25 protein-coding genes are annotated in these 25,083 nt (G+C 43.6%); 12 read left to right on the plus strand and 13 right to left on the minus strand.

The genetic code is table 11. From position 1 onward, the window contains the following. Nucleotides 1-55: 55 nt before the first annotated feature. Nucleotides 56-865, plus strand: a complete 810-nt coding sequence (locus tag CH367_RS04560; RefSeq protein WP_100761256.1) for a hypothetical protein — start codon at nt 56-58, stop codon at nt 863-865. A gap of 66 nt (nt 866-931) precedes the next feature. On the opposite strand, the gene CH367_RS04565 is transcribed toward CH367_RS04560, so the two are convergent. Further along, the gene (locus CH367_RS04565) at nt 932-1,159 is read right to left on the minus strand and encodes a DUF1858 domain-containing protein (RefSeq protein ID WP_010574154.1); all 228 of its coding nucleotides are present in this window, start codon (nt 1,157-1,159) and stop codon (nt 932-934) included. Nucleotides 1,160-1,325: 166 nt separating this feature from the next. Here CH367_RS04565 and CH367_RS04570 point away from each other — a divergent pair, with 166 nt between their 5' ends. Both CH367_RS04570 and CH367_RS04575 read left to right on the plus strand, forming a co-directional pair. Continuing rightward, the gene (locus tag CH367_RS04570) at nt 1,326-1,736 is read left to right on the plus strand and encodes a 6-carboxytetrahydropterin synthase (protein ID WP_100761257.1); all 411 of its coding nucleotides are present in this window, start codon (nt 1,326-1,328) and stop codon (nt 1,734-1,736) included. A 157-nt stretch (nt 1,737-1,893) separates the two neighbouring features. After that, the gene (locus tag CH367_RS04575) at nt 1,894-2,478 is read left to right on the plus strand and encodes a hypothetical protein (protein ID WP_100761258.1); all 585 of its coding nucleotides are present in this window, start codon (nt 1,894-1,896) and stop codon (nt 2,476-2,478) included. Nucleotides 2,479-2,495: 17 nt separating this feature from the next. On the opposite strand, the gene CH367_RS04580 is transcribed toward CH367_RS04575, so the two are convergent. After that, complete coding sequence (locus CH367_RS04580) at nt 2,496-2,900, minus strand: hypothetical protein (protein ID WP_100761259.1); 405 nt, start codon at nt 2,898-2,900, stop codon at nt 2,496-2,498. Between the two features lie 129 nt (nt 2,901-3,029). Between CH367_RS04580 and CH367_RS04585 the strand changes: the two genes are divergently transcribed. Next, nucleotides 3,030-5,012, plus strand: a complete 1,983-nt coding sequence (locus tag CH367_RS04585) for an acetoacetate--CoA ligase (RefSeq protein WP_100761260.1) — start codon at nt 3,030-3,032, stop codon at nt 5,010-5,012. 25 nt (nt 5,013-5,037) lie between these two features. Beyond that, complete coding sequence (locus CH367_RS04590; protein ID WP_165783208.1) at nt 5,038-5,922, plus strand: substrate-binding periplasmic protein; 885 nt, start codon at nt 5,038-5,040, stop codon at nt 5,920-5,922. Nucleotides 5,923-6,038: 116 nt separating this feature from the next. Here CH367_RS04590 and CH367_RS04595 read toward each other — a convergent pair whose 3' ends face one another. Continuing rightward, nucleotides 6,039-6,692, minus strand: coding sequence for a lytic transglycosylase domain-containing protein (locus tag CH367_RS04595; RefSeq protein ID WP_100761262.1), 654 nt, complete (start codon nt 6,690-6,692; stop codon nt 6,039-6,041). A gap of 184 nt (nt 6,693-6,876) precedes the next feature. Continuing rightward, entirely contained in the window at nt 6,877-7,749 is an 873-nt protein-coding gene (locus tag CH367_RS04600; protein ID WP_100761263.1) for a LysR family transcriptional regulator, read from the minus strand. Between the two features lie 138 nt (nt 7,750-7,887). Between CH367_RS04600 and CH367_RS04605 the strand changes: the two genes are divergently transcribed. Further along, the gene (locus CH367_RS04605) at nt 7,888-8,550 is read left to right on the plus strand and encodes an isochorismatase family protein (RefSeq protein ID WP_100761264.1); all 663 of its coding nucleotides are present in this window, start codon (nt 7,888-7,890) and stop codon (nt 8,548-8,550) included. A gap of 123 nt (nt 8,551-8,673) precedes the next feature. Here CH367_RS04605 and CH367_RS04610 read toward each other — a convergent pair whose 3' ends face one another. Both CH367_RS04610 and CH367_RS04615 read right to left on the minus strand, forming a co-directional pair. Next, nucleotides 8,674-9,801, minus strand: a complete 1,128-nt coding sequence (locus CH367_RS04610) for an MBL fold metallo-hydrolase (protein WP_100761265.1) — start codon at nt 9,799-9,801, stop codon at nt 8,674-8,676. Nucleotides 9,802-9,824: 23 nt separating this feature from the next. Next, a complete protein-coding gene (locus CH367_RS04615) occupies nt 9,825-10,658 on the minus strand; it encodes an SDR family oxidoreductase (protein ID WP_100761266.1) in 834 nt (277 codons plus the stop codon). A gap of 105 nt (nt 10,659-10,763) precedes the next feature. On the opposite strand from CH367_RS04615, the gene CH367_RS04620 reads away from it, so the two are divergent. Together CH367_RS04620 and CH367_RS04625 are read left to right on the plus strand one after the other, a co-directional pair. Further along, on the plus strand, nt 10,764-11,513 hold the full coding sequence (locus CH367_RS04620; protein WP_165783209.1) for a TetR/AcrR family transcriptional regulator: 750 nt from the start codon (nt 10,764-10,766) through the stop codon (nt 11,511-11,513). Nucleotides 11,514-11,691: 178 nt separating this feature from the next. Then, nucleotides 11,692-12,543: a metal-dependent hydrolase gene (locus CH367_RS04625; protein ID WP_100761268.1), complete on the plus strand. Its 852-nt coding sequence runs from the start codon at nt 11,692-11,694 to the stop codon at nt 12,541-12,543. Nucleotides 12,544-12,746: 203 nt separating this feature from the next. Here CH367_RS04625 and CH367_RS04630 read toward each other — a convergent pair whose 3' ends face one another. Both CH367_RS04630 and bcp read right to left on the minus strand, forming a co-directional pair. Further along, nucleotides 12,747-14,234 carry a leucyl aminopeptidase family protein gene (locus CH367_RS04630; RefSeq protein ID WP_100761269.1) on the minus strand — a complete coding sequence of 496 codons (1,488 nt, stop codon included), beginning with the start codon at nt 14,232-14,234 and terminating at the stop codon, nt 12,747-12,749. Further along, on the minus strand, nt 14,231-14,710 hold the full coding sequence (gene bcp / locus CH367_RS04635) for a thioredoxin-dependent thiol peroxidase (protein ID WP_100761270.1): 480 nt from the start codon (nt 14,708-14,710) through the stop codon (nt 14,231-14,233). The genes CH367_RS04630 and bcp overlap by 4 nt, the downstream gene beginning before the upstream one ends. A 127-nt stretch (nt 14,711-14,837) precedes the next feature. Between bcp and CH367_RS04640 the strand changes: the two genes are divergently transcribed. Further along, on the plus strand, nt 14,838-15,263 hold the full coding sequence (locus tag CH367_RS04640; RefSeq protein ID WP_100761271.1) for a hypothetical protein: 426 nt from the start codon (nt 14,838-14,840) through the stop codon (nt 15,261-15,263). A gap of 51 nt (nt 15,264-15,314) precedes the next feature. On the opposite strand, the gene CH367_RS04645 is transcribed toward CH367_RS04640, so the two are convergent. Further along, the gene (locus tag CH367_RS04645; RefSeq protein ID WP_100761272.1) at nt 15,315-15,611 is read right to left on the minus strand and encodes a hypothetical protein; all 297 of its coding nucleotides are present in this window, start codon (nt 15,609-15,611) and stop codon (nt 15,315-15,317) included. A 158-nt stretch (nt 15,612-15,769) separates the two neighbouring features. Between CH367_RS04645 and CH367_RS04650 the strand changes: the two genes are divergently transcribed. After that, nucleotides 15,770-16,423, plus strand: coding sequence for a response regulator (locus tag CH367_RS04650; protein ID WP_100761273.1), 654 nt, complete (start codon nt 15,770-15,772; stop codon nt 16,421-16,423). A gap of 125 nt (nt 16,424-16,548) precedes the next feature. Continuing rightward, a complete protein-coding gene (locus CH367_RS04655; protein WP_100761274.1) occupies nt 16,549-17,184 on the plus strand; it encodes a hypothetical protein in 636 nt (211 codons plus the stop codon). Nucleotides 17,185-17,260: 76 nt separating this feature from the next. Here the strand turns inward: CH367_RS04655 and CH367_RS04660 are convergent, their stop codons facing one another. Continuing rightward, the gene (locus CH367_RS04660; protein ID WP_100761275.1) at nt 17,261-19,681 is read right to left on the minus strand and encodes a sensor histidine kinase; all 2,421 of its coding nucleotides are present in this window, start codon (nt 19,679-19,681) and stop codon (nt 17,261-17,263) included. Nucleotides 19,682-20,018: 337 nt separating this feature from the next. Between CH367_RS04660 and CH367_RS04665 the strand changes: the two genes are divergently transcribed. Beyond that, nucleotides 20,019-21,209, plus strand: coding sequence for a glycosyl hydrolase family 18 protein (locus CH367_RS04665; RefSeq protein WP_425268796.1), 1,191 nt, complete (start codon nt 20,019-20,021; stop codon nt 21,207-21,209). Here CH367_RS04665 and CH367_RS04670 read toward each other — a convergent pair. The 3 genes from CH367_RS04670 to CH367_RS04680 all read right to left on the minus strand — a co-directional run bounded on the left by CH367_RS04670 (nt 21,204) and on the right by CH367_RS04680 (nt 24,326). Continuing rightward, complete coding sequence (locus CH367_RS04670; RefSeq protein WP_100761277.1) at nt 21,204-22,376, minus strand: acyl-CoA dehydrogenase family protein; 1,173 nt, start codon at nt 22,374-22,376, stop codon at nt 21,204-21,206. The two genes, CH367_RS04665 and CH367_RS04670, sit on opposite strands and share 6 nt — an antisense overlap. Before the next feature lie 108 nt (nt 22,377-22,484). Next, the gene (locus tag CH367_RS04675) at nt 22,485-22,898 is read right to left on the minus strand and encodes a hypothetical protein (RefSeq protein ID WP_100761278.1); all 414 of its coding nucleotides are present in this window, start codon (nt 22,896-22,898) and stop codon (nt 22,485-22,487) included. A 21-nt stretch (nt 22,899-22,919) separates the two neighbouring features. Continuing rightward, on the minus strand, nt 22,920-24,326 hold the full coding sequence (locus CH367_RS04680; RefSeq protein WP_244284478.1) for an APC family permease: 1,407 nt from the start codon (nt 24,324-24,326) through the stop codon (nt 22,920-22,922). Nucleotides 24,327-25,083 lie beyond the last annotated feature (757 nt).

Genomic DNA, 25,083 nt, shown 5'->3' on the forward strand with positions numbered 1-25,083 from the left:
GGAAAATTCTCCCGTTGAAAAAAACGATACAACGTCCGATAATAAAAATACGCGTATGGACCCGGTAAGAGATTCCCGATTCTTTTTCGATTTAAAACATAAATTCGAATCCATATTGGAAGAGGTCGAAAAAAAGACCTTCGACCAAAAGGACGAGATCCGCGAATTGGAATCCATCTGGGAGGAAATGTTCGGTCTCGCGGGCAAAAACGATTCTCCCTATTTTCAAATCAGACTGAAAACCCTCAAAAAACAACTCGATACCTTTGTGAAAAACAAGGGTTACGAAAAGAACGAGTTTGATAGAATTTTTCATCAACTCGGAAAGATGAAACGCACCGACTCGGTTGAGTTTCTGGACGAGACCCTTCGAAATCGTCTCGAAAAAATCGCGGAACATCACTATTCTCCCGGAGATATGATTTCCTCCGGAGTTGTGCTTCCTTCGGCCACGAATAAAAAAGGAAATCAGTATATTACGTTTCGCTGTGGAACGATTTACTTCATCACGGATCGTTCTTCTTATACCATTCTCAAGGATTTGGATCGAAGAAAAAATACGGTCGAGTATAAGGGCGCGGTTTATAGAATTTTTCCGAGCGCTTTCGTATACGGGCTCTACGAAGAGGAATATAGAAACGAAAGTTTTTTGACCATGAGCTTACTCGTTCTCAAAAGGGAAACCGGTCTCGAGTTTTATCGATTTGATACGTTAGGCGAAATTCTTCAGATCAACGAGGGAACTTTTCGAAAAGGTCTAAAACCTCTCGAAGGAACGGAGATTAGAAACGAGGACAATCGGATTCGGAATTATTTTAGAAAAGCCGGAGTTCGTTATTATTATATTCCGCCTCAGGGTTCTTAGAAAAGAAAAGGGGAATTAAAGAGAAGGAAAAAACCCGGAGAAACGATTTTTCCCCGGGATGATTTATTAATCTTCCGAGTCTTCGAGAAGATTGTTCAGGCTTTCAATCAGAACATCCACTTCCACGCCGTAACCCATACAAACTTGCTCGATGGTTTCGAGTTCGTTTATGGAGCAGTGAGAGCAACCGCCTAAATGGTAGCTCGAAAAAACAAGCCCCGCTTCCGGGTGAACAGCCATAGCCTCACCGACAGTCATTTCCTTATAAAATCTTGGCTTGACCACTTCTGTCATTGAATATCTCCTATCACTAAAATACTCGCTCCTTGAAAAACTTTGCGAGATATTTTGCCTCTGCAAACCGTGAAAAAACAACCGAGCCGAACCTCGTCGAATACGAAACCGCCTCGAATTTGCAGTTGCTTCCAATATATAGACCTGGGAAAGAAAGTCAAGAGCTATGTTTTTTGAAGAATCCGGAAGATTTTACGTTAGAATCGAGGAGCGGTTTGAATCCTCTCATTTCCTATACCGGTATTTTCCGGACGGTTCGGACGAACCCATTCACGGACATTCCTGGAAAGTGGAATTGTATCTGTCAGGAAAAAAGAATATCGGTGAAGACGGGATCAGTTTCGACTTCCTCACTTCCAAACAAAAGCTCAAAGAACTCGTAGCAAAATTGGATCATATTCTCATCAACGATCTGGAAGAATTTAAGACGACCAATCCGACTTCCGAAAACATAGCGCGTTGGTTTTACTACTATCTCAAAGAAAGTGTGCATGCCGCGGGTGGAAAAGTCGATCGAATCGTGATCCACGAAGGCCCCGAGAACTTAGCTTATTTCGAGCCAACGTCGCTCTCGTAAAGAGCGACGTTGCCAAATGCCGCGGAGCGATAAGCATTTGGTTTCCAACGAAGTTGGAAAATCCTCGCTTCCATACAGTCGCGATCCATAGAAAGCGACTGTTGAGTTTTCGAGAAATTGCCGGCGAACAGCGAAGCTGTGAAATGAGTTTCCCCAAATGAAAGAATATATCGTTCCAACCACAATCGGATCTTTATTCAGCATTCTACTCTTCGTCGTATCCAAATATTGGGTTCAGAAGTTATTCGTTAGCGATACGACCAACGATGCGGAAGCCAAAAAAAATACGTTCCAACTTCCAAAGAGCTTTGTCATCACTGGATATATTACATCGATTCTATTCTTTCTGATTTTTATAGGTTCTTATTTTTTGATTCCTCCCGCCGAGAACGGAAATATAAATTTTCTTTTATCGTTTTGGTTGCTTCTTTGTTTTTTCGGAATTTGGATTCTGCTCTATTCTAAGTTTTATTCCGTATCCGTTGATTCTTCGGGAATGACGGAGAATGGTTTTTTTACGAAAGAGAAACGTATCTTTTGGCACGATATAAAATCGGTACGATTCAATTCATACTCGGGGAATCTTATCTTTGCCGATCATTCTTCATTTGAAATTAAAGTGAGCGTTGGAATCAAAAATCTGAACGTCTTTTTGGAAATCCTCAAAGTCCATCTGAGGGAACATCTGTATACGAAGGCGCTCGAGGATTTTAGCAAATATCAAAAGAACCTGCGTTCTTAAACGAGATTTCGTCTAACTTAGAATCGTAAACTTAACAAGTAACCCACCAAAACGATCGTAAAACCGAGGCTAAAAAAGAATCCGATCTTAACCGGTTGTGTGTGGGTTCTATAACCTGACAGATAAATGTGAAGGGATAAAAAACCCACCGCGATCGCTTCTGTGATCAAGGTCGCGACGACCGCCGGTTGCGGGCCGAAGAATAAAATCAGGGCCGCGGGAAGAAAACCCAAAAAACTCATAAACGCGCCCGTGGTGATCCACATCATCAAAATCAAACGGGACTGTCTTTGATCCGGGAATTGAAAAAATCCGACCGCGGCGCCGACGATCAACTGATGAATCAAACCGTGCAATGTGTAAAGAATACCGGACGCGATTAAAATGATTTCTGCAAAATGAATGTGTTCGAATGAGTTCAATGGCTTTCTCGGAATTATTTTTTTCTAAACATATAGAGCGCGTCCCGTTTCTCAATCAAAATTCATGTTGACCCGACCTTTCGAAAAAAATGTAATAGAGAGCGAAAAAATAAAGAACCGAGATTTTACATGCATCAAGAGTTATGGGCGCCTTCATCCGAACGAATCGAATCCTCCAATCTAACCCGTTATAAAAAATTTCTTAAAGAAAAAAAGAATCTCAATCTAACCACGTTTGAAGAACTCAGGGCCTGGTCCGTAAAGGATATAGGCGCGTTCTGGGAAAGTATTTGGGAATTTTCCGAAACGGTCCATTCTCAAAAATACGAAACGGCCTATCGCAAAGCGGAGAATTTTACGGATTCCCGATTTTTTCCGGGGGCCAAACTGAATTTTGCGGAGAATCTACTCCGAAGAAACGATTCTTTTCCCGCTCTGATTTATAGAGGAGAGGACGGATCGAGAAGGGAGATCAGTTATGCGGAATTGCGTTCCTATGTCGGGGCCGTCGCGCAGGATCTGAAAAAAAGGGGAGTGGTTCCCGGCGATCGAGTAGCCGGTCTTATGCCTAACGTTCCAGAAACCGTGATCGCGATGCTCGCGACAACTTCGATCGGGGCGATCTGGAGTTCTTGTTCCCCGGACTTTGGAGCCAAAGGTGTGTTGGATCGTTTTGGTCAAATTGCACCCAAGGTATTGTTTACCACGGATCGATACGCTTTCAAAGGAAAGGATCTTTCACTTGCGGAGAATTTAACTCAGATTCTCGCTTCCATACCGTCTCTTGAAGCCGTAATCGTATCGGATTACAAAAAAGGATTTTTGCATTTCAAAGAAGGCACAAAGACTACCGTACCGGAAGATTATCCAAAGAAGAATATTCATTTTTTAGAAAGTGTTCTCAAGGAGAATCAAGACGCGGCTCTTGAATTTTATCAAACCGGTTTCGATCATCCGGTTTATATCATGTATTCTTCGGGAACGACGGGGCTCCCGAAATGTATGGTGCAGGGAGCAGGAGTATTCATCAATCACTGGAAGGAATTGGTTCTTCATTCCGACCTCAAACCCGATGAAAGAATTTTTTATTATACGACATGCGGTTGGATGATGTGGAACTGGCTCGTGAGTTCTTTGTCCGTCGGCGCCACGATCGTTTTGTTTGATGGAAATCCGTTTCATCCGGGACCGGAAATTCTTTTTCAAATCGCGGCAGAAGAAAGGATAAACGTCTTCGGGGTCGGAGCGAAATACATTCTTACCTTGGAAAAATCGGGTTATCAACCGAAGGGATTGGACCTAAGTCCGATGCGCGCGGTTTTATCCACGGGTTCGCCTTTGACATCGATCGGTTTTCAATACGTATATCAAAATTGGAAAAAGGATCTTCAACTTTCTTCGATCTCCGGCGGAACCGATCTCAACGGTTGTTTCGCTTTGGGGAATCCGATCCTTCCCGTTTACGAAGGTGAGATCCAGTGCAGAGGACTCGGCATGGACGTGGAGATATGGAACGAATCCGGAAAATCCGTAACGGAAGAAAAGGGAGAACTCGTTTGCAAACAACCGTTTCCATCGATGCCTTTGTATTTTTGGAAAGATCCCGAAGGAAAAAAATATAAGTCCGCATACTTCGAAAGTTTTCCAGGAGTTTGGTGCCATGGCGACTTCGCGGAGCTAAAGAAGAATGGGGGACTTGTCGTTTACGGAAGATCGGATGCGACCCTCAATCCCGGAGGAGTGAGAATCGGCACCGCTGATCTTTACAGTTTGATCGAAACGTTTCCTGAGATCGCGGACTCCGTCATCATCGGACAGGATTGGAAAGAAGACGTAAGAATCGTTTTGTTTTTAAAGATGGCGCCCGGAAAAATCTTGAACGATTCTTTGGTTCAAACCTTAAAAAAGGAAATCAAGGATAAGGTTTCGCCGAGACATGTTCCTTCTAAAATTCTTGCGGTTGCGGATATACCGTATACGATCAATATGAAAAAAGTGGAGATCGCGGTAAAAAGAACCGTTCAAGGAGAACCCGTTACGAACAGGGAAGCTCTTAGCAATCCGGAAAGTTTAGAATATTATAAAAATCTTTCGGAGTTGCTGGAAGACTGAAATGTTTTCTTTAAAAAGGCAAAACATGAGATCATCGATCTTCAAAATTCTTTATTCCATTTTTTTGACGGTTTTTTGTTTTGTCGATTTGTCGGAACATTCCCCGTTAAACGCGGAAGAAGAAACATTCAAATTTTATAATTCTTCTAGGCTTAAGGAAATTTTGGAAAAGGGAGAATTGAAGGTCGCAGGCAATCCAGCCGACGAGCCGTTTTACGTTCCGAACGCGAAGGAAGGTTTTCCCGGTTTCGATTACGAATTGGGAAAGGCATACGCGGATTTTTTAGGAGTGAAGTATAAATTCATTCCTTATCCGGAGTTCAGCGAGTTCGCGGATGCGATCAAAAAGAAGGAAGTCGATATGGCGTTATCCGGAATATCGAGCAATTTGGAACGATCGAAGAAGGTGAAATTCAGCGCGGCGTATTTGATTTCCACTCCCGCGGCTTTGATTCGAAAGACCGCGTTGCCTCCGCCTCCTGAAGGAAGTATCATCACAACTCAAAGTTTTAGAAGTATTCTCGACTTGGCGGACGTAAGCGGGGTTACGTTTGCGGTTCGATCGTTTTCCAATCGCCATGAATACCTTCTTAAAAAATTCAAAAACAATCGGATCTTCACTTATGGCGACACTCCCTCGGCTTGGGAAGCTGTGAAAAACGGAACCGCTACTTGTTTAGTCGCGGATTCTTTTTATATCAAGGGAATTCTTCTCAAGGACAAATCGGTAGCGTCCAATTTCAGACCGCTTTTGGAACCGGTTCAAAGAGAGGATATCAGCGCCGCGTTTCCATTGTCCGATCCTGTGTTCATTAGAAATTTTGAATTCTTTCTTTCCGAGATCGGAAGATCCGGTGTTCTCCGGGAAATGGACGACAAATACTTCAACAAGTCGGATTGGGTTCCGTAACGATCGGATTCTCACCTTAGCGTCGTTAGGTTTTCTAAACGTCCGCTTAAAGAAGGGAACGAGCCGAAACGGAGATTGCCTCGGCTCGAATTCTTATCGAACGAAATTATAAAAAGTTACTGAATTGAATTGGAAATCTTTTCTCTCAATTCGAAATAACGGGATTGGTTGTTCAAGATAATCTTGTTGTATTCCGGAACTCCACCCCAACGATCCACCGCGCCCGGTCCGGCGTTGTAGGAAAGAAGCGCTTTCGCTGTATCTCCCTTTCTCTGATCCAGAAGAATGTTTAAGTAGGAAACCCCGAGATGGATGTTTACTTCCGGTTTGTGAAGATCCGCTAAATTGATTTTCCAGCCTTCTTTTTTGGAAAGCCAGGTTGCGGTTGCGGGCATAATTTGCATAAACCCGCGAGCGTCCTTGGGAGAACGTGCGGTCGCCTTAAACTCGGATTCGAGATGGATCAATCCGATCAGTAGGCTGACTTTATCGGTGTCGGAACAGCGGAAGGTGCAGGATTCGAGATCCAGTCTTCTGGATTCCTGGAGAATGACTTGGGAAAGTTTTTGTAGGGATTCCGAGGAAAGGGATGGTCGGACCTCCGCCACGTAAGCCTGGATGGCTTTGATTTCGATGGATTCTTCGTCCAGAACGATCTTTTTCTGATTGAGGGCTCCCGCAAGTGGTGCGAGAAGCAGTTGGAAGCTCAAGGGTAAGAGCAACCAAAGTAAGTAACGGAAACGAAATCGGGTCATCTTGCGAAAATTCACTGGATGCCTCCGTAGATTCAAATTTGTGCAATGCACAATCTGATACCAGTTTTTTGGCGGCGCACTACAGGTCAAGGTTTTAAAAGTGTCTTTGGAAGCGTTTTAGGAGACATAAGATTTGGTCGGAACCCCGGCCATTTTACAAATACTTCTACGAATCTTCGGACCTGACACGGAAAACCACCTAAGCAACCGAAGAAAACAAACCGTCTTTGAATTCGTTGAGGGCAGTGGTCGGAGAAACGTCCTTTCGAAACACGAAAAAGGTCCGAACCAGCGAAAATTCTTTCGGGATTGGAAAACTGGAAACGAACCGGTCCAACTTTCTGGATTTCAAAATGGATTCCGGTAGCAAAGAAATCCCCATTCCGGCCGTAACACAGGAAAGAATCGAATCTATAGAATTCAATTCCACGACGGTTCTCGGTCCGATTTTTTGAGAAAGCAACCATTGCTCCAAACGGTTTCGAAAAATACATCCCGGTTTAAAAACGAGGATCGAAAGATTGTCCAAAGAAGAAGTCAGAGCCTTGAGCGTCCGAAAATTCTTCGGAGTTACGACCTTTAGATTCTCTGTAAAAATAGGTCGGGAGACCGTCTCAGGATGAGAAAAATCCTCGTACAAAAAAGCCCCGTCCAATTCCCGTTTGATAAGTCCTTGCAAAAGATCCCCGGTGTTTCCCGGATGAATCGAAAGTTTTACCTTGGGGAACTTAGAATGAAACTTCGCGATGTAAGAAGGAAGTCGAATCGAAGAAGTGGTTTCTCCCGAACCGATTCGAAGGGCTCCTTGCGGATCTCCCGACGCGGAGAGCGCTTTCTGAGCTTCGTCGGAAAAGAAGATGATTTTGTCGGCGTATTCCAAAAGAATTTTTCCTTTCGGAGTGAGAATCACACCCGCCTTTGTCCTTTGGAACAATCGATCACCGAGTTCCCGTTCCAAAAGTTGAATGCGCATCGTAACATTGGATTGAACGTAGTGTAGTTTTTCCGCGGCCTTTGTAAAACTTCCTTCCAGAGCGACTTCCCTAAATATCTTTAGACTCGAGATTTCCATATCATCAATTCTATTGATTTAATCTATCAAAACAAATCATTTTTAAGAATAGTAAGAATCAGTTATAATCCTAATAGATCGAAACGGACCGAACAGACTTCGAAAGAATGCTCGGCGTTTCGATATTGGGAGGTAAGAATGAATTCATTCACAAAAACGGCGTTGATTCCGATTTTATGTTGGACCGTTTCCTGTTCTACGATTAGCAAAAGGGAGAATTTAGATTCTTCCGAATTCGTAAAGGCCGACACGGCGCTTTTGATTTTGGACGTACAAAAGGATTTTTTTCCGGGAGGAAAGTTCGAATTGGAAGGCGCGGAACAAGCCGCAAATCGTGGAAAAATCGTCTTGGAATACTTTAGAAAAAAGGAATGGCCCGTGATCCACGTTCAACACGTTTCCACTCGGAAAGGAGCCACCTTCTTCTTTCCCGGAACCGCAGGGGTTCAAATGGAAGAATCAAACGCACCGATTCACGGAGAAACCACTCTGATCAAACACACGGTCAATGCGTTTATCAACACGGGATTGGATGAGGAACTGAAACGTAAAAAGGTAAAGAAGCTCGTTGTCTACGGAATGATGACGCACATGGTGGTCGATTCTACCGTAAGAGCGGCCTTTGATATGGGCTATAAGGATATCACCGTTATTTCCGACGCTTGCGCGACCAAGGAACTTTCTTTTGAAAAAATCAAAATTCCAGCTTCTCAGGTGCACGCTTCGTTTTTATCGGGGCTCGGATATATCTTTGCGAAGATCAAAACGTCTTCGGAGTTTGTTCAAACTTCGAGCGATTGAGAAAATTAGAATAAACTAATATTCTAATCGGATTAAAAAATAGATCGAAAGTGTTCTTGAATCGGTCCTCTCCGAGAGGACTTTTCTGTGATACGTTTCGTTGTTGAACGAGGAACCTTTCGGTTATTTCACCTTTTCCCACCAAGGTTCGAAAACGAACGGAGCTTTTGCATCCACGACTTCACCCGGTTTCGGCGCGACCAAGTCTACGGAAAGATTTTTTGCCGCGTCGACGCTACGACGGATCGGTTCGTCCCAATCGTGAATCGCAAGATTGTAGGTTCCCCAGTGAACCGGAAGCATTCGTTTCGCTTTTAGGTCCACGTGAGCCTGAACCGCTTTCTCGGGGTTCATGTGAATTCCTTCCCAAGTAACGTCGTAAGCTCCGACCTTGATCGAAGTCAGATCGAATGGTCCGAGACGTTTTCCGATTTCTGCAAAGTGAGGAGAATAACCCGTATCCCCGCTATGAAAGAATTTATTTTCGGGACCGATGACGCTCCAAGAAGACCAAAGGGTGGACTTAGCGTTGAACATTCCTCGGCCCGAATAATGAACCGCGGGCGTGCAGATGATTTCCACCTTTCCAATGTTTCCCTTTTCCCACCAATCGAGTTCCACGATTTGAGATTCGGGAATACCCCAGCGTTCCAAGTGTGCGCCGATTCCGAGAGGAACAAAATACTTGGTTCCTTTCGAAGAAAGATGTTTAGCCGTGATCATGTCGAGATGATCGTAGTGATCGTGTGAAATTACGACCGCGTCGATATGCGGAAGTTCTTCGAGCGCGATCGGAGATTGGAAAAATCTTTCCGGGCCTACGCTCGTAAACGGAGATACCTTATCGGAAAAAACGGGGTCCGTAAGAATTCTCACCCCGTCGATTTCCACAAGCACTCCGGCGTGACCAAACCAAATCGCCCTAAGTCCCGGTTTTGGAACCGCCGAAAAACTTTTCGGATCCGGATGAATCACCGGAATCGGAGAAGGAGGAGTTCTTTGTTCGCTTCCGAAAAGTTGTCTCTTAAGAATTTCCGTATAAGAACCGGAAATCAAATTTGGAACAAAGGGATCGTTTTCGAACTTTCCGTCCTTGAACATTTTGGAAGTCTGCATTCTTTCCAATCTTTTGCCTTCGGGAGTTCCGCCGAAAGAACTCAAACAACCCGTTTGTAAAAAGATCAAAACGACGATTCCCGAAAGAACGATCAAAGATAAGAAAGAAATTTTTTGAATCCGATTCCCGAACATAACTCTCTCCTGATTGTGCGAAATTAAGCCGCAGTTTTTGCGGATCTAAGCAATGCGAGTTTCATTACGGAGAATAAAACTCCGTCTGAAAGAAATTTCCGCAAACCTAAAAGCGCTTTAGCGTCCATTCCTACTACGTAACGAAGACGTTTGGAAGAACTTTTTGCGGCTTTGAAAATTACTTTCGCAACGGTTTCGGATCGGCTGGTCATCATCGCGTCTTCCATGTTTTTAAAAACGGCGTCCGAGAATTTTTTATATTCTCCCGGCGCTTGATCGGACGTGGAGTCGGAAGAACGACCGATAAAATCGGTGGCGATCGCACCCGGTTCGATAAGCTTTACACGAATTCCGAACGGAGACAATTCGTATTGAAGCGATTCGGTGAAACCTTCCAAGGCCCATTTTGTGGAATGATACAGGCTATAAAGAGGGAACGTGATTCTTCCTCCCATGGACGCCACGTTGATGATGAGTCCCTTTTTATTGCTACGAAAGTGGGGGAGAATTTTTTGAATCACATCCATCGCTCCGAATACGTTCGTATCGAATTGTCTTTGGATTTGTTCCTTACTTGCTCCTTCGAAAGGTCCCACAAGTCCGTAACCCGCGTTGTTTACCAATACGTCGATCTCGCCGAAGGTTTTGATTCCTTCGCCAATCGCCTTTTCGATCGTGTCGGGTTTAGTTACGTCCAGTTTTGTGCAGAGTAGGTTGGGAAGATTTTTTAAATCCTGATCTTTTTCGGGACTTCTCATCGTTGCGATCACATTCCAACCCTTTGCTTGAAAATACTTTGCGGCCGCTTTTCCGATTCCGGAAGATGACCCGGTGATTAACACGGTTTTACGTTTCATTCTTCTTTGACTCCTATTTTAATGACTTAGGGTCATTAAATATTGACTTTCGGTCATTTTATAATGACCTTGAGTCATTGTCAACCACGTACATCGAATGTTTTTATGGAAAAGGGGATTGTTTTTGTAATCGGCGGAAAGATTGTTGGAAATAAGAAGACTTCGTATTCGAAGAATTCTCCCTTAAAACGAAAACTTGCTCCTATGAAAGTCAGAGCCGTAAAAGACGACGATAAGAAAATCAAAAAAGAACTTTTGATTCGTGCCGCGATTTCACTTTTTAACAAATCGTCTTTTGAAAAAATTTCGATGGATCAGATCGCTAAAAAGGCCGGGGTCGCGAAGGGAACTCTGTATCTTTATTTCAAAACCAAGGAAGAACTTTTTCTCGAAATTCATAGAATGGATTACGACGCTTGGTTTGAGGCGTTTCAGAATTTTCTTTGTTCTAAAAAACCGGGACTTTCTTCGGCGGAACTTGCGTCTTGGATCACGAATTCTTTAAAAGAAAACCAAAGAACGGTTCGTTTGATGGCGATCGCTTCGGCGCTTTTGGAGAAAAACGTGGTTTTTGAAAGCGCGCTGAAGTTTAAGGATTCCGTTCGCAAGAGCGTTCTTGAATCCGCTCCCGAACTCTGCCGGGTCTTAAAACTCAAAACGTCGGATGAAGCCGTTTTATTTCTTACGTATTTGCACGCGCTGATCATCGGTCTTTGGCATCACGCCGAACCGGCCCCGATCGTTGCGAAAGTTCTCAATTCTTCCCCGGATTTTGCGGTCTTTCGGATCGATTTTTTCCAAACCTTGGAGCTGGGAATCGTTTCCATTCTTTCCGGAATTCAAAAGAATTCTTAAAATCCTTTTGGAAAACTCGGAAAGTGGCCGGGGTTCCGACCATCTCCCTCAAAAAAAGTTCGATTTTCTCTACTGATTTCGAAATCGATCAGATCTTTTCAGAGATCGGCGCGAGGTTTGGTTTAAAATATTCTATAGTGATCGCTACAAAGATATAATAAGTTTGAAGGAGTGAAATATGACCGTTGAAACGAAAACAAAAAAGAGAAATTTAAAACCCATCAACGCGAATCAACCTACGGTTCGTAAGATGGACTTTGAGGGAATGGGCGATTTGCCGAATCACTATTTTAGTGGGAATTCTTTCATCACACATATCATCAATGCGTATCACATTCTTTTTCCGGAAGGGGAAAGATTCTTTATCAAAAGCGTAAAGGCGTATGCGGATCAAGTGAAAGATCCTCAACTGCAAACCGGGATCAAAGCGTTCATCGGACAGGAAGTGCAACACGGAAAAGAACACGAAAAGGTTCTCGAGGTTCTTGCAAAACAAGGAAGACCGGTCGCACGTTTCGTGAAATTTTTTGAATGGAGCGCGTTCAAAGTGATGCTTCCGTTTTTCGAATTCTTCTTCGGAAAAAAACTGAAACTTTCCGTGACCGCTGGAATGGAACACTATACCGCGACGATGGGCGAGATCACTTTAAGACACGGGTTTCATGATCACGCGTACGGAGAAATGAGAGAACTTCTTCTTTGGCACGCTTGCGAAGAAATCGAACACAAGTCCGTTGCATACGACGTTCTTCAGACGGTTTCCAACAGTTACTTCTTAAGAATTTTCGGATTCCTTTTAGCGTCTTGGATTTTCTGGGGTTACGTTTTATTTTTCCAACACTGGTTTATTTTAACGGATAAGGAAATCGGATTCAAAAAATATTTTCACGATATGAAAGTATCCAGGCCTTTCGGAAGAATTTTATTTCTGGAAACTTCCAAAGCGTTCTTCTTATATCTGAAACCGGGTTTTCATCCGGCTCAAACCGGCGGTTACGATCTTGCAAACGCGGCTTTAGCTACGATTTAGATCGTGATTCATTTGAGCGAAATGTTTTCTACGGGTGAATTTTAAAGCGCTTCTGCGCGGATTAGATTCAAAAAAAAGAATATGATTGAAGCGCGCAGACCCGGCTTGTTACGCGCTTCGCATTCGCTCCGGTCGCCTCGTTCCGAGGCGACTGCTCCGCACGCTCCACATCCGTAGCGCGGAAGAGCGTTAGACGAAATCGGTTACTTCTTCTTTCCGATTTTTTCGGCGAGATCTACCAGAAGACGAACTCCGTAACCGGTCGGTCCGTTTCCGATTTGAGTTCCCGAAGATTTTTTTCTCCAGGCCGCGCCCGCGATGTCGATATGCGCCCAAGCGATTCCCGGATCCACGAATCTTTCCAAAAATTTAGCGGCAGACAAGGAACCACCCGCTCTTCCCGCAACGTTTCGGATGTCGGCGATGTCGCTTTTGAGATCTTCGGAATATTCGTCCCAAAGAGGCATTTCCCAAATTCTTTCATCCGAACTCGCGGATGCTTCCTTGAGTAAGTTCGTAAGAGTCTCGGAATTACTCATTACACCCGCGGCCTCGTGTCCGAGAGAAATGATGATCGCACCGGTTAAGGTTGCAAGATCCAGCATATAGTCCGGTTTGAATTTTTTTCCAACGTAAGAAAGAACGTCTCCCAAAACCAAACGTCCTTCCGCGTCCGTATTCTGAACTTCTACGGTGATTCCGTTGTGAGCGGTATAAACGTCGCCGGGTTTGATGGCGGCCGCGTCCGGCATATTCTCCGCAACACCGATTGCCGCGATTACCGGAACGCCTAATCCGAGTTCTGCGATCGCTCCGATCGCGTGAATGGCCGCGGCGGCACCGCACATATCGTATTTCATTTCGTGCATGTCTTGTGCGGGTTTGATGCTGATCCCGCCGGAATCAAAGGTAAGACCTTTTCCGATGATCGCGAGTTTTTTCTTGGTGCTCGGTTTAGCGGGAGTATATTCCAAAAGAATCATCTTCGCTTTTTTATCGGAGCCTTCGCAGACGGAAAGAATTCCTCCCATCTTTTCCTTTTTCAACTGAGGTTCGTCGAAAACGGTGATCTTCAGTCCGTTGTCTTTCGCGATCTCTTTGGATCTGGATACGAATTCTTCCGGTGTGAAATGATTCGCGGGAAGATGCGCGATGTAACGCGCTCCGTTGATGTAACGGCTGACTACTTTTCCGCGTTTTAATCCTTTTTCGGCTTCCTTCACTTTTGCCGCGTCTTGAAGAACAAAGGAAACGTTTCCGGTCTTTTTGGAATTCTCCTTAAATTCTTTTGCAAGAACGTTGATCGCATAAGCGCCTTGTTCCAAAGAATTCAAGATTTGATACACGAGCAATTCCGCAGAAAGAGCGGTGGTGAGAATTTTTGGAAGATGAATTTCCAATCCTACGCCGTCCCATTTTTTCAGCTTTTCTCCGAATTGGAAAAAGTGATGTGCGACTCCGCGGATCTTTACTTTGGAAGAATCGCCTAACCCTAAATAGATGATCTTTTCGGATTCGTCGGTAAAAACTTGTCCGTTGTCTCCTGTGAAAATTCCGGAAGAAGTCTGTAAGGAAAATTTCGTCTTTAGATTCTCGGGAAAATGATCCTTGAGTAGGATCTGTAATTTATAAAACGCTTTCGACGGATTTTTTCCGATCGAGCTTTGGATTTTATTCTTATCCAGTTTCATTTTTTCTCCAGTGATTTGATATCGGAAAGGATCTCGTCTACGTGTCCTTTCACGCTTACCTTAGGATATACTTTTAAGATTTTTCCGTCGGCGCCGATGAGGAAGGTGGAACGGACGATTCCCATAAATTCTCTTCCCATAAACTTTTTCATCTGCCAGACCCCGTAGGATTCGCAAATCTTTCCGTCCTCGTCTGCGATCAAGGTGAAGTTCAGCTCTTGCTTTTCAATGAATTTCTGATGTGATTTTACGCTGTCTTTCGAAACTCCGACCACGTTATACCCGGTCTTTTTGATTCTCGAAAAATTATCCCGAAAATCGCAGGCTTCGGTCGTACATCCCGGGGTTTGATCCTTGGGATAAAAATAGAGAACGGTTCCTTTGGTTCCGCTCAGGTCGGTCAATTTGACCTTTTCCCCTTTTTCGTTGAGTGCTGTGAAACCGGGAGCCTTGGACCCGGCTTTGAGTTCGCTCATGAAGTACCTCTTTGATGCCAGTCTTTTACGGGAGCTTTAAAAAAAGAATGAATTTCCGAAATTTCCAGAATGTGGTCGTTACTCCGGCCATTCTCGGTTCCGTTTTTCACTTGCGGAATTCCGAAAAATGTCCGATGGTTTGAGTATGGATTCCAGAGAAAGGGCCGAAACGATTCGAGAAGGAAACCGGGCTTTCAACGAAGGCGATATTCGAAAAGCCAGAGATCTTTTTATAAAGGCGGACTATAAGGACGGCCTGATTCGTCTCGGGGATCATTTTATGTATGAGAAAAAGATGCCCTTGCTCGCTTACGGTTATTACAAAAAGGCCGGTTATCAAAAACGCATCGATGAGATTTTCCAAAGAATGATGTGGGCTCTCAGCCAGTGGATTGGCGCCGATAAGTTCAAGGCTACGCCCGAGGACCCTGCGGTTTCCGGGGCCGGAGTTCCGTCCACTTCCAGTTTTCCGGACGCGTCCGAGTTTCAAATCCATCCATTGTTACGACAAACCGCTCTCGATATCCTCAAGAAAAAGGGAATCCAGGTTTAAAGAACCGTTCCCTTTAGAAAGTAGGTCGGAACCCCGGCCAACTTTTGTTTTTCACTTTCCGATTCCATTCTTCCTTTCGAACTCCGTCACATTCCCGCAAAGAACCTCTTCCTTGTGATACGGATCAAAATCCAAAAAAGGCATCTCCTTTTCCCAACGATATACCACGGTTCGTTTACCTTGAATACAATCCCAGAGAAAGTAATCGTAACCCATAAAGGTTCCGGTTCGATCGTGACGATCCGGTTTAGGCATACCGATCGTCTGAAATCCATAAGAAATTTTGCAAGTATTTAGAACAAATACGAGCGGAGGAACGACGATCGCAAAACGAAAAAGAAATTTCATGATAGCAACGAATGCAGTCTAACGACAATTAAATCAAGTTATAAAAACAGATTCCTTTTTTGAGATGGATGCGCGCAGTGGTATTTCCGAAGTCGCTTTAATATAAACTCCGAAAGAATCTATTTACAAAGTTCAGAGCCGAATTAACCTACGGTAGAATGGTTCGCGCGAAAAAAAGTTCCGTCTTTCTTGTGGATGATCACCCCGTCGTAAGGTCGGGGCTTCAAGCGGAGATTCAAGCCGATCCTGAATTCGAATTCGTAGGTTCCGCACCTTCTTTGAAGGAAGCCGTTCGACGGATGAGTTTTTCAAGAGTGGATCTTTTGGTCAGCGATATCTCTTTGCAAGAGGAGAATGGAATTCAAGAACTGGAAACGATCAAAAATAAATTTCCGGACTTAAAGATCTTGTTCCTAACGATGCACAGGGATTGGTCCTATCTTCAAAAGGCGTTCGCACTCGGAGCGGACGGGTATATTCTAAAAAGTGAATCTATGCCCGTAGTAATTTCCGCGATGAAAACGATCTTAAACGGGGGAAAAGTTTTTCCGGAAGAGGTGAAAAATTTCAGACCAGAAACCGAAGTCACGGAGGAGATCGGAAATTTAATCAATCGATTGACCAAGAGAGAAAAGGAAATTCTCAACCTGCTCGCAAACGGAAAGATGAACCGCGAGATTGCGAAAGAATTGGATCTCAGCGTTCGAACCGTTGAAACACACAGAGCTTCCATCTTTAAAAAATTGGAAACGGAGAATCTCATAGAACTCGGCCGTATCCTTGTTCAACTCAAAGCCTCCGGTCTTTTCTAACTACTTACCAACCGATTTTTTCTCAGTAGTTCCCGAAATTCACAAAATCCCTGTTCGGTGATATTCTCTCCTCAGAATCAGATTTGATTCGGAAAAAACTTTTTGAAAATTTTGGAGTTTCTAAAATGAAGAAATCAATCGTATCTTTGTGTCTTGGCGCGGTAATTCTTTTATCGGTGGATTGTAAAAAGAATGAATCGGACGACAACACCTCTTTGGTTGCGGCTCTTGTCGCATTAGCAAATGGTAATTGTTTTAACGTACCTCAGAAAGTGGCCGTTAAGGACGGAAACTCTTCCGCGGTAACCACATACACATGCGCCGTAGTCGGGAAGGTTTATACCTGTGTCCCAGGAACGGGAAACACGGTTGTCCGTACTTACTCTTCGGGAGTCGCCGCAAAGTTGGGAGTGGTGGATCCGCCTGCGTTTTCGAATCAACACGTTCAAAGAGGTCTTACAGGCAGAGTGGAAGGAACTACGACCAACACTTTTACGTACAACAGTTCCAATCAACTGACCGCGGTAGCATCTCCGACCGTAACATATTCCAATTATGATACATACGGATTTCCTAAAACGAATTCGGCCGGACAAACGATCACAAACACATACGCGTCCGGAGCGACAAAACCTACAACATCCTCGGACGGAACGATGACATATACGTATGATTCCAACGGTTGGGCGACTAAGATCGATTTTGGATTCGGTCAACCGACCACCGCGGAAAACACGGGTTCCTTAGCGATCTGTGATTGATAATCCGATCTCAGAAATGGATCCTTCTTCTTGAAGATTCTGTTTATTCATTTTGTTAAGCGAAATGAATTTTCGGTCAGCAAGGTAGCAGAACCGTGAATCTGCTACCTTTTCCCAGGCTCGAATCGATCAAAACTTCTCCGCCGTGCGCGAGTGCGATCTTACGGACGATGGAAAGACCGAGTCCGCTCCCGAACGGTTTTTTAGTTTCCACCATGGAGTTGTAAAAGCCGGTTTTGAATTCTTCGCTGAGACCGGGGCCATCGTCCTTAAAAACGATGTAAAGAATGGGGCCTTCCTTCTCCACTTGCAGAAAAAATTTGCCTCGATCACCGATCGCTTCGAGAGAATTCTTCGCAAGATTCAAAATCAATCTTTGAATTCGAAGAGGATCCAATCGAACCGTCCCGTTCGCGTTGATTTCGCAGGAAAAACGGATTCCACTTCCTTCAAAGAAGAGTTCCAAATCCTCTCGGATTCCTTGAAAAAATTCGCGGATATCCACCTCTTTGAAATCTAAGATAATTACTTTTTTAGAAAATTCTAATATATCCAAAGAAAGATTGGCCAACGCCTCCGTTTCTTTTTTCGCCCTTGCAAGATCGAAATCCTTTTTTTCGTTATGACTCGTGTTTAAACTTCTCAAAACCTTTTGGATGAGAATGACGTGATGTCCGATATCGTGTGCGATCTCCGCCGATAATTCTCCGATAATTGCGAGTTTTTCTCGATCCTGGCGAATCACGTTTTGAATCGAAAGAGCCAACGCGTATGCGATTCCCTGCACCCAATCCATTTCGGAATCCGAATTCAAAAAGTTTCCGATCGGAAGATCCAAGACGGCAAAACTCGCTTTGCTGTTCTGCACGGGAAGAAGAAGACTTTCTCCGAAAACTTCCGGAGAATACAAAGCCTTGAGATCGATCTCCAACGATTCTTTGGAAATAAATCTATCAACCTCTTGCACCAACAGATTGTCGTCTTGATCCAATGAAAATCGTTTCCAAAGGGAAGAATTCGCTTCCGGTAAATAAATGTTCAGACCTTGGTTTTTGGTAAGGAAAGAATCCGACTTTTCGTTTTTTGAATGTAGATCGAAATTCAAGGAAGAATTTCTTCGGTTCATCTCCTCTACGTTCTTGGAAAGAATTTTCAAAGTGGTTTGCGCCGCGGAATTGAACGAGGCCGAGGTCATGATTTCCCTTGTCGAGGAAACGAGACTTTTCATTTTATGCGAAAGATTTTCGGAACGAATTAAGGAATTTGAAAACCGTTTTGAGATCAAGATTGCGTGCGAAGCGATCATCGCGAGTTGTCCGTAAGGAAGCATATACGAAGCGGTATGCAGAAAACCCATGTTATGCGCGATATCATGAAACGTGCAGAACATGATCACGATATAACCCAAAAACAAAATCCATGCTCCTTCGAACTTTTTATGAATTCCATAAATTAGTAAAATGCTCCAACCCGGAATCGTAACAAAAAAACCGTAGATCGAAATCGGATTGAGAGTCAGAGTATAAATCTGATTCGGGAAAACGGCAACGATCAAAGCTGTAACAAAATAAGGAATATCAAAAAGAAGACCGTATTTTTCCCAAAATTTCGTATAACAAAATCGATGAAGGAACGCATACAAAGCGGGAGCCGATAAATAAACCGAAATGTATTCAAGTCGGTTTAATATTTCCCAGGGAACGTTCGGAAACATGAGATGCCCGAGACGTTCTCCCGTGGTAAGACCCCGGATTAAAATGAGAATGCAATGAGTCGCGAAAAAAAGCGGAGCGAGATCTTTTTTTCTAAAAAAGTAAAATACAAGATTGAAGATCGCCATAAGAACCGCCGCGATACAAACCGCAAGGCTGATTCCTTTTTTTGTCTGAGCTTCCGAGAGGATGTCTTTTAAACTTCCGATTCGGATCGGAAACCAATAACCTCCCCATCGATTTTGAAAATTAGAAACATGTAATGTTAGATGAAGATTTTTCGAATCCGGAAGGATTACGATCTGGGGTTTATAAAGCGCGTGAGAAGATTCCGGTTTGTCTCCTACGGTTCCCGCGTTCGCGATCAGCTTGCCGTTCACATAAAGATTGTAAGCGGTGCCTATGTCCGGAATCGTAAGCGCCGGGTTCGCAATGTCTTTCGGAAGAAGAATCGTAAGTTCATAGGAGGCGAATCCGTGACTTTCAACCGTTTCGCCGTTAAACGATATTCCGTTCCAAACCGAAGGAGTGTTCGTAAAGATAAATCCTGTCGCATTAATTTTCGGATCTGAATCGTTCGGTATTATAAATCGATTCCAAAAGAACTTCCATTCTCCCGTAAGAGGAATCGTTTTTTCATTGTGGAAATCCCAATCCGATAGATTTAGAATTCCTTGTTTCGCTTTTGGTGTCGAAGAATTCTGCGCATAAACGTTGTTTGGCGAAAAAAAGTGAAAAGCGACTATCAGAAGAATGGACGCGGTGGATCTAATTTTAAAAAACACAAAAGGTCTCTTGGAAACGAATGAATCCGATGGAAAAGATAACCCATCTTAAAAGGATGGGTCGACATTTGAAAGAAAGTTTTTATTGAATCGAAAGGAAACGGACCTGTCAAACGGAACGATTTCGAACGGGAATTCAAATTGCAGAAGAGGGTTACCCGATTACTCTGGTTGAAAACCGAATTTTTAATATTCTCTCGGGATCAACGGCTTGAAATCAAAACTTCTAATATTCATTCTTTTTCTTTTATTGGCGATTTGCGCGACGTTTTTCGCATTTAAGGACCAATTGTATGGATTCTTTGGCGGGAAAGAATTCCCGTATTTATCGAATCTCATTTCGCTTAACAATTCAGAATCTTCTTTCGAAAAAAACGAGAAGGAATTTCTGGCTTCGACCTGGTCCGCCGATATCGTCGCGATGACTGAGAACATCACTCTTTACGACGAGATTCATCCCTTTTTATACACGCTCGAAGGCGGAAGAAGCAACACCGGAAACATCAAGTCGGTTTGGAATCCGAAGGCGCAGGAAGTTTATATCTGGGCGTTGAAAACGATTTCGCCGAAAACAAAAATCATACCGACCATCTTTCGATGGGAAAACGATTTCGAAAAGGTTTCGGACGCGATCGGTTTAAACGGAAATACGAAAATCAGAGACTATCATATCGGACAAATTTTAAAGGAAATCGAAACATACGGATACGACGGGATCGACATCGACTACGAGGGAATGACCTGTGATAAAAAGGAAAGTTTCGAAACCTTCTTAACGGTTTTATCCGGAGAATTAAAAAAACGGAATAAACTTTTATCCGTCGCGATCCATCCGAAAACCTTCGCCGAAGAACCTTCCGAATATCTCTGTAAAGAATCCGGCAAAAAGATGAACGTTGATTTTTACGAAGCATATCGGGGACAACTCTCGCACGACTACGAGTTTTTGGGAAAGGTCGCGGATAAGGTCAAGATCATGGCCTACGAATTGCACCCGAGAAAAAACAAGTTTCCAGGACCGGGACCTCAGGCTCCTTCTTGGTGGATCGAAAAAATATTAGAATATTCTACTAAAAAGATTCCTAATTCTAAACTGTATATGGCAATTCCGACCTATGGATACGATTGGCCTCTCAACTGCGACATTCCTTCCAAAGCGGTTTTTTATTCGAGGGCGCAGTATATTAAAGCGAACTGGAATCCTAGATCCGAAGAACCCACCGACGTTACTAAAATCTTTAAGGATGCGAGAAAATCAGGAGATTGGATTTATCTACGACCTTATTTGTATCGTCACGAAGGGCACGTATACGACGATCCTTCTCTTTGGTATACGTTAGGCGGTTGTGATCGTGTCGCGTTTTATATGAACAAACGATCCTTCGAAACCAAGATGAATCTTTTGAAAAAATACAAGATCCGAGGATTCTCCTTTTGGCAACTCATACAGGACAACGATCCGGAAATCCATTCTTACCTGAAGGAAATGATCGAAAATCCGAACGGAACCAAGAAGGGAAGTTTATGAGCTTTTCATAATGCTTCCCGCGACGATCAGTTTTTGAATCTCGCTTGTTCCGCCTCCGATTTCACCGAGACGTACGTCTCTGTAAAGTCTGGAGACTTTGTATTCTTCCATAAAACCCGCGCCTCCGTGGATTTGGACCGCAAGATTGGTCACTTCTCTTGCGGAAGTGGTCGCGAACAACTTGCAGGAAGCGCATTTTCCCGAAAGATGCATATTCCCTTTTCCTAATTTGTCCGCTTGTTCCATTTCCCAGGCGACGTTGTATGTAAACCAACGGGAAGCTTCCAGTTTTGTATAGATTTCAGCGAGAAGATTTCCCACCGATTGATGTTGTGCGATCGACTTGCCGAAACTTTTTCTTGTGGAGGCAAACGCTTTCGATTCTTCTAAACAAGATTCCATCAGACCGATGGACCAAGCCGCGAGAGAAATTCTTTCCATGTTGAACGTTTGCATGGTTTGTCTAAAACCTTTTCCGAGCGAACCGAGAATATCGTTAGACGAAACCTCCACGTCCTCGAAAAACAAAGCGCCGGTGGGAGAAGCCTTTAAACCCAACTTCTCCATAGGAGCGGATCTTTGAACTCCTTTGGAATGTAAGTCCACGAAAAAATGGGTAAGACCTTTTTCTTTTCCGTTTAAATCCTGAACTCTCGCAAGAACCAAACAATCATCCGCGATCGGAGAATTCGTGATGTACGTTTTTTGTCCCGAAAGTTGATACACACCTTTGGAAATTTCTTTTGCAACCGTTCGAATCGAAGAAACGTCCGAACCGGAATCGGGTTCCGTAATTCCAAGGGAACCGATCTTGTTTCCGGAGTTGATGGAAGGAAGATACTTTCTTTTTTGTTCTTCGGTTCCGAAATGAAGAAGGGGTAATCCGAACAAACCGCCCGATGCGCCCACCGAAAAAAAAGTGGAGCCGCAAGCCTTTCCCAAGGTTTGCATCGCCATCAAGGATTGAAAGGTCCCCGCGTTGGACCCTCCGTATTGTTCTTCGTGCGGTAAACCGATGTAACCGACTTGTGCAAGTTTATGAAAATGAGATCTTGGAATTTCTTTTTTGCGATCCGCTTCTTCCGCAAAAGGTTCGATTTCCTTTTTACAAAAATCGGAAAACGAATTGATGAACAAAAGTTCATCCTCTGATAGATTGAAGTCCATAACTTCTCCTTAAACTGAGACGGCAATCTGCAACTGAGTAAGAAATTTGCAATGGAATAAAGAATCTTTTTGAAAGAAGACGTTGCCGATTTCGAAAAAAATCAGAAACTATTTCCGCTTGCGTCGGATTCTTCTTCCGTAAATCCAACCGGCGATCAGAAGAGGATAACTGATCCAAGCGACAAGATTCGCATAAAAGTTGGAATGATTTTCGGAGATGCTCGGGATTTGCAACGCCAGACCCGCTAACAAAAGAATGATATGAATTTCGGTATATTCAGAATTTTGAACGAACATATATTTCCCGAGACCGGCCCCGGTTAAAAACGCGAACAAACCGAGAACGATTCCGATCTTTCCGGAAACCAGTGCGATCTCTAATAAGATATCTTGTGTTGAAATCAAAAATGAAAACGAGGAGGGAAGAAGCGGAACAAAGGAAAGAAAAATTCTTAAACTTAAAAGGAGAATCGAAAGAATTCCCAAGTAAGAATGAAGTCTGAGTCGATTCTTTGCCTTCAAGGAAGAAACGAGAACTGAGTTCTATGGTTCTCCGCTGGTTACGGGAACGGGTTCGTTTTCGGGAAGAAGGCTTGTCGCCAAAAGTTCGGGAGATTCGTTGTCGAGTGGAACCGCGACTTGTCGTTGTGAACTTTGTGTCGTTTTAAAATAATAATACATAGGAACTGAAAGAAGAGTGAAGCCGATTCCCCAGAACGTTTCGGTCGGCTTGTTCCAGAGCAATGTCGCAATAATACCGATGTTGGATGCGATATAGATATACGTTGTATAAGGATATCCCGGAATTCTAAACTTCAACTTGTAATGTCTTTTTTCAAAAAGAATCGGCGTATAAGCGGTGATCGTTGCGAGCAATAACGTGGAACAAGTGATTAAGTAAAGAAGGCTTTCGATTTCTTTTACGAAGCAGAACAAACAGGCGTATCCGCATTGAAAGAGAAGGGACATGTAAGGACTTTTGTGTTTCGAATGTAGCTTTGCCATATTCGGAAAAAAGAATCCGTCTCTCGCCATTGCGAAATAAATTCGCGAGCCGCCTATGATATAAGCGGAGATAGATCCGAGAAACGCCCAACAGATAAACGCTGTGATAAAAATCGTAGCCTTGGGTCCGAATAACGCCGATGAGGCGGTGATTCCGATCTTATCGCCCGATAACTCCGAGATCGATCCGGAACTTAAAAAAAGAAAATTCATAAGAATGTAGAGCGTGGTAACTAACGCGCAGGAATATAAAACGGCTTTGTAGATATTCTTATCCGGATCTTTTACTTCTTCCGCGACGTAAGTGATCATGTTCCATCCGAGATACGAATACGTTACCGGGATCACACCCGCCAGTAAAAGTTCGAATCCGCCCAGGCTTGACGGAAACAAAGAGAAGGATTGAAAGCGTGAAGTATCGTAGTTTCCGATGATGAATCCTAACACAACGAAAGAAACCAACCCGAGAATTTTTACTCCCGTAAATAGGTTTTGAATTCTCGAAGCGGTTGAAATTCCGAAAAAGTTGATGATCGTAAAAAGTAAAATCGCGCTCATCGCCAGCATCTGAGCGGTTCCGATCGAAATCGTAAGTCCCAAAAACGGGAGTTCGTAAAAGTAAATGTCCCAGGAAGGATTGATCAAAGAAAAAAACGATTTAGAAAACGCTAATGCGGATAAGGAGATCGATGCGGAAAAGTTGATCGATAAGGACAACCAGCCGCTTGCAAATGCTACGATCGGCGAATACGCTTCCTTTAGATAAACGTAATCTCCTCCCGCGTATGGGAAAAGGGATGCGGACTTCGCATAAGACATCGCGCCCGCCACGGCAAGGAATCCGCCTAAGATCCACGCGAGCAATACGATATTCGGATTCGGAACTTGATGCAAAATGTATCCTGTCGTGATAAAGATTCCCGGTCCAACCATGGAGCTGAACATAAGCGAAATGGAATCGAACAGGTTGAGAGATCTCTTGAGTTGCATCGTTTTCTGACAGCATGGTAGTCTCGTTTTCGCTAACAAGGATTTTTCCTTTTGTCGGTATTTTAGATTTTATCGTGGCGTGGGTGGGCGGTCTACCGACCTAAGTTCGTTGATTCTTCCACAAGGCGCCTAACACTTGGGAAGAATGGAGAACGGGCGCTTCGGGTAGGGTCCGTTGGATGTCTTCTGTAAATGAAAAATTGATAGAAGCGGACGGTCTACCGACCTCAAAACACTCTTATGTCTTCTGGAAAACCAATGCGACTTTCCAAAACATTCCTCTCATCCTCCCGAAACGAATCTGCGATTGTAAAAAAATCTTCACCACCAAACGAAACAAAAGAATTGGATTCTTACTTAAATCAGAGATTCAAACTCGAAGAGACATAATGATCAAAATTTGTCTCATACTGATTTCTCCGAAAAGTGAAGAATTTTTATAAATTCTATTTGACTAGGCAGAAGTGATTTATACTTTGGTCCATACGGCTGTTTCAGAAATGAGACAGCAGGTAGCGAACAACTAAGCCGCTTCTTTTCTTCGTTTGTCATTTTTGATAGACCAGGTTAAAAGATTCGGCCGCGGGAAACGCGATAGTTCTTTAACAACATATATACTGCGATAGAGAGGTTCTTGAGAGTAGAGGTGCTCTTGAGAACACAAAAATGTAAAGATTAGCAAAGACAATTTTGATTGAGTTGATATTGCGCA

This window comes from Leptospira barantonii, assembly GCF_002811925.1.
Classification (GTDB): Bacteria; Spirochaetota; Leptospiria; order Leptospirales; family Leptospiraceae; genus Leptospira; species Leptospira barantonii.